Source organism: Promicromonospora kroppenstedtii (assembly GCF_044389675.1).
GTDB classification, from domain to species: domain Bacteria; phylum Actinomycetota; class Actinomycetes; order Actinomycetales; family Cellulomonadaceae; genus Promicromonospora; species Promicromonospora kroppenstedtii.
The window spans coordinates 1-5263 of record NZ_JBIRYI010000031.1 but is presented as its reverse complement, the minus strand read 5'-3'; the positions used below and the strand labels follow the sequence as shown (position 1 = coordinate 5263).

2 rRNA genes are annotated in these 5263 nt (G+C 57.2%); both read right to left on the bottom strand.

The window, feature by feature from the left end:
- Positions 1 to 82 precede the first annotated feature (82 nt).
- Positions 83 to 3210, bottom strand: a 23S ribosomal RNA gene (locus ACH47X_RS26720).
- 502 nt (positions 3211 to 3712) lie between these two features.
- Positions 3713 to 5235: ribosomal RNA gene (locus ACH47X_RS26715) — 16S ribosomal RNA — on the bottom strand.
- Together the 16S and 23S rRNA genes form the textbook arrangement of a ribosomal RNA operon.
- Positions 5236 to 5263: the final 28 nt, after the last annotated feature.

Below are 5263 nucleotides of genomic sequence, written 5' to 3'. Positions count from 1 at the left end.
AAGGGTTGGTGCCCGTGACTCGGGAACCGCATAGTGGACGCGTAGCACAACAAAGAATCTTCTTTTAACTCATGTGAGTGTGGTTGTGAAGTTATCGGCAGGTTAGTACCGGTCAGCTCCACAGGTCTTCAGTCCCTGCTTCCACATCCGGCCTATCAACCCAGTGGTCTGCTGGGTGCCTCTCACACACAAGGTGTATGGAAACCTCATCTCGAAGCAGGCTTCCCGCTTAGATGCTTTCAGCGGTTATCCCTTCCGAACGTAGCCAACCAGCCATGCTCCTGGCGGAACAACTGGCACACCAGAGGTTCGTCCGTCCCGGTCCTCTCGTACTAGGGACAGCCCTTCTCAAGTTTCCTACGCGCGCAGCGGATAGGGACCGAACTGTCTCACGACGTTCTAAACCCAGCTCGCGTACCGCTTTAATGGGCGAACAGCCCAACCCTTGGGACCTACTCCAGCCCCAGGATGCGACGAGCCGACATCGAGGTGCCAAACCATGCCGTCGATATGGACTCTTGGGCAAGATCAGCCTGTTATCCCCGGGGTACCTTTTATCCGTTGAGCGACGGCGCTTCCACAAGCCACCGCCGGATCACTAGTTCCGACTTTCGTCCCTGCTCGACCTGTCGGTCTCACAGTCAAGCTCCCTTGTGCACTTGCACTCGACACCTGATTACCAACCAGGCTGAGGGAACCTTTGAGCGCCTCCGTTACATTTTAGGAGGCAACCGCCCCAGTTAAACTACCCACCAGGCACTGTCCCTGATCCGGATCACGGACCGAGGTTAGACATCCGAAGCGATCAGAGTGGTATTTCAACAATGACTCCACCCGAGCTGGCGCCCGAGCTTCACAGTCTCCCACCTATCCTACACAAACCGCACCGAACACCAATACCAAGCTATAGTAAAGGTCCCGGGGTCTTTCCGTCCTGCTGCGCGTAACGAGCATCTTTACTCGTAGTGCAATTTCGCCGAGTTCGCGGTTGAGACAGCGGAGAAGTCGTTACGCCATTCGTGCAGGTCGGAACTTACCCGACAAGGAATTTCGCTACCTTAGGATGGTTATAGTTACCACCGCCGTTTACTGGGGCTTAAATTCTGGGCTTCGCCGAAGCTAACCCGTCCTCTTAACCTTCCAGCACCGGGCAGGCGTCAGTCCGTATACATCGTCTTGCGACTTCGCACGGACCTGTGTTTTTAGTAAACAGTCGCTTCTCCCTGGTCTCTGCGGCCCTCCCCGCGTCCCCCAGCAAGTGGGTTAACGGTTCAGGCCCCCCTTCTCCCGAAGTTACGGGGGCATTTTGCCGAGTTCCTTAACCACGATTCACTCGATCGCCTTAGTATTCTCTACCTGACCACCTGAGTCGGTTTAGGGTACGGGCGGCTAGTCCCTCGCGTCGAGGCTTTTCTAGGCAGCATAGGATCACCAGATTCCCGCATACACGGTCACTATCAGCTCTCACCCTCAATGACACCCGGATTTGCCTAGGTGTCGGGCTACAACCTTGGACGTGGACAACCATCGCCACGCCTGGCTACCTTCCTGCGTCACCCCTGTTAACACGCTTACCTACTACCGGATCAGGTCCCACGCCTCCCCCGCGATGTCACCCGAAGGCAACGGTGCGGACTTGGGATGGTTAGTATCACCGGACTCGGTATGGGCGGTACTTCGCCGGTAGGAGAATATCAACTCCTTGTCCATCGACTACGCCTGTCGGCCTCGCCTTAGGTCCCGACTTACCCAGGGCGGATGAACCTGGCCCTGGAACCCTTGGTCATTCGGCGGACGGGATTCACACCCGTCATTCGCTACTCATGCCTGCATTCTCACTCGTGTAGGCTCCACCGCTGGATCACTCCGCGACTTCACTGCCCACACGACGCTCCCCTACCCACCCACACACCTGAACACACAGAACAAGTCTGGTGCTGGGCTTGCGATCAAACGCAATGTGAGTGCCACGGCTTCGGCGGTGTGCTTGAGCCCCGCTACATTGTCGGCGCGGAATCACTTGACCAGTGAGCTATTACGCACTCTTTCAAGGGTGGCTGCTTCTAAGCCAACCTCCTGGTTGTCTGTGCAACTCCACATCCTTTCCCACTGAGCACACGCTTAGGGGCCTTAGCCGGTGATCTGGGCTGTTTCCCTCTCGACCACGGAGCTTATCCCCCGCAGTCTCACTGCCGCGCTTGCACTTACCGGCATTCGGAGTTTGGCTGACGTCAGTAACCTGGTGAGGCCCATTAGCCATCCAGTAGCTCTACCTCCGGCAAGAAACACGCGACGCTGCACCTAAATGCATTTCGGGGAGAACCAGCTATCACGAAGTTTGATTGGCCTTTCACCCCTAACCACAGGTCATCCCCCAGGTTTTCAACCCTGGTGGGTTCGGTCCTCCACGCCGTCTTACCGGCGCTTCAACCTGCCCATGGCTAGATCACTTCGCTTCGGGTCTAGACCCGGCGACTCAAACGCCCTATTCGGACTCGCTTTCGCTACGGATACCCCACACGGGTTAACCTCGCCACCGAGCACTAACTCGCAGGCTCATTCTTCAAAAGGCACGCCGTCACCCCTACCAAGGAGGCTCCGACGGATTGTAGGCACACGGTTTCAGGTACTATTTCACTCCCCTCCCGGGGTACTTTTCACCTTTCCCTCACGGTACTTGTCCGCTATCGGTCACTAGGTAGTATTTAGGCTTAGCAAGTGGTCTTGCCAGATTCACACGAGATTTCACGGGCCCCGTGCTACTTGGGATCCCCTCCACCAGGCCGCACCATTTCGTCTACGGGACTCCCACCCACTACGGTCCGGTATTCAACCCGGTTCGACTATGACACGACTTTCTTACTGGCTACCAGACTGTCAGATCTGGTCAGAAGGTCCCACAACCCCGCACACGCAACGCCTGACAGCTTGACACGCATACGGTTTGGCCTCATCCGCTTTCGCTCGCCACTACTCACGGAATATCTCTTCCTGTCGGTACTGAGATGTTTCACTTCCCGACGTTCCCTCCACACGCCCTATACATTCAGGCGCGGGTAACCGAACATGACTTCGGCTGGGTTCCCCCATTCGGAGACCCTCGGATCACAGCTCGTCTGCCAACTCCCCGAGGATTATCGCAGGCTACAACGTCCTTCTTCGGCTCCTAGTGCCAAGGCATCCACCAATGTGCCCTTAAAAACTTCAGCAACACTACAATCACAGAAACCAAGACAACATGTCCTGACAAGCAGAACAGTCTTGGAAAAATTCAAAGATGCTCGCGTCCACTATGCAGTTCTCAAGCAACGGACGAACCCACCAAGGCAACCCGTACACACCAACACCGGCAAGCCGGCTGATCTGCGTACGACCCGGTGACCCGTGTCCTTCCAGAAACACTCAACCCCTCACCCACCAGCTCACCAGGAGCAGGCGTGCGAGGCAGCCGGTTGCCTCAGGACCCAACAGTGTGCTTGGCAAGCCAACCAACGTCCGACCACCACGTTCCTTCCGACCCGAGGGCCGGCGTACTAGCAGCAGTCACCACGCGGTGACTCTTCGTCAATGTTCCACCCATGAGCAACCACCCCAGACGCGTACGGCCTGGGCCTGGCCTCTGCCACCAGCACCAGCATCACTCCGAAGAGCGACCCCACAGGGTCAGCCGGCAACCCCGGTATCCGGGGCCTGATGGAGATGAGCTCCTTAGAAAGGAGGTGATCCAGCCGCACCTTCCGGTACGGCTACCTTGTTACGACTTAGTCCCAATCGCCAGTCCCACCTTCGACCACTCCCTCCCACAAGGGGTTGGGCCGTGAGCTTCGGGTGTTACCAACTTTCGTGACTTGACGGGCGGTGTGTACAAGGCCCGGGAACGTATTCACCGCAGCGTTGCTGATCTGCGATTACTAGCGACTCCGACTTCACGGGGTCGAGTTGCAGACCCCGATCCGAACTGAGACCGGCTTTTTGGGATTCGCTCCACCTCACGGTATCGCAGCCCTCTGTACCGGCCATTGTAGCATGCGTGAAGCCCAAGACATAAGGGGCATGATGATTTGACGTCATCCCCACCTTCCTCCGAGTTGACCCCGGCAGTCTCCCATGAGTCCCCGGCATAACCCGCTGGCAACATAGGATAAGGGTTGCGCTCGTTGCGGGACTTAACCCAACATCTCACGACACGAGCTGACGACAACCATGCACCACCTGTGTACGAGTGTCCAAAGAGAACCCCATCTCTGGGGCTTTCTCGTACATGTCAAGCCTTGGTAAGGTTCTTCGCGTTGCATCGAATTAATCCGCATGCTCCGCCGCTTGTGCGGGCCCCCGTCAATTCCTTTGAGTTTTAGCCTTGCGGCCGTACTCCCCAGGCGGGGCACTTAATGCGTTAGCTACGGCACAGAACGAGTGGAACCCGCCCCACACCTAGTGCCCAACGTTTACGGCATGGACTACCAGGGTATCTAATCCTGTTCGCTCCCCATGCTTTCGCTCCTCAGCGTCAGTAACTGCCCAGAGACCTGCCTTCGCCATCGGTGTTCCTCCTGATATCTGCGCATTCCACCGCTACACCAGGAATTCCAGTCTCCCCTACAGCACTCTAGTCTGCCCGTACCCGATGCAAGCTCACAGTTGAGCCATGAGATTTCACACCAGACGCGACAGACCGCCTACGAGCTCTTTACGCCCAATAATTCCGGACAACGCTTGCGCCCTACGTATTACCGCGGCTGCTGGCACGTAGTTAGCCGGCGCTTCTTCTGCAGGTACCGTCACTTGCGCTTCTTCCCTGCTGAAAGAGGTTTACAACCCGAAGGCCGTCATCCCTCACGTGGCGTCGCTGCATCAGGCTTTCGCCCATTGTGCAATATTCCCCACTGCTGCCTCCCGTAGGAGTCTGGGCCGTGTCTCAGTCCCAGTGTGGCCGGTCGCCCTCTCAGGCCGGCTACCCGTCGACGCCTTGGTAGGCCATTACCCCACCAACAAGCTGATAGGCCGCGAGCCCATCCCCCACCGAAAAACTTTCCAACACCCACCATGCGGCAGGCGCTCATATCCGGTATTAGACCTCGTTTCCAAGGCTTATCCCGAAGTGGAGGGCAGGTTGCTCACGTGTTACTCACCCGTTCGCCACTGATCCACCCAGCAAGCTGGGCTTCACCGTTCGACTTGCATGTGTTAAGCACGCCACCAGCGTTCGTCCTGAGCCAGGATCAAACTCTCCGTAAAAGAGAAACATCCACACCCACCAAGTGGG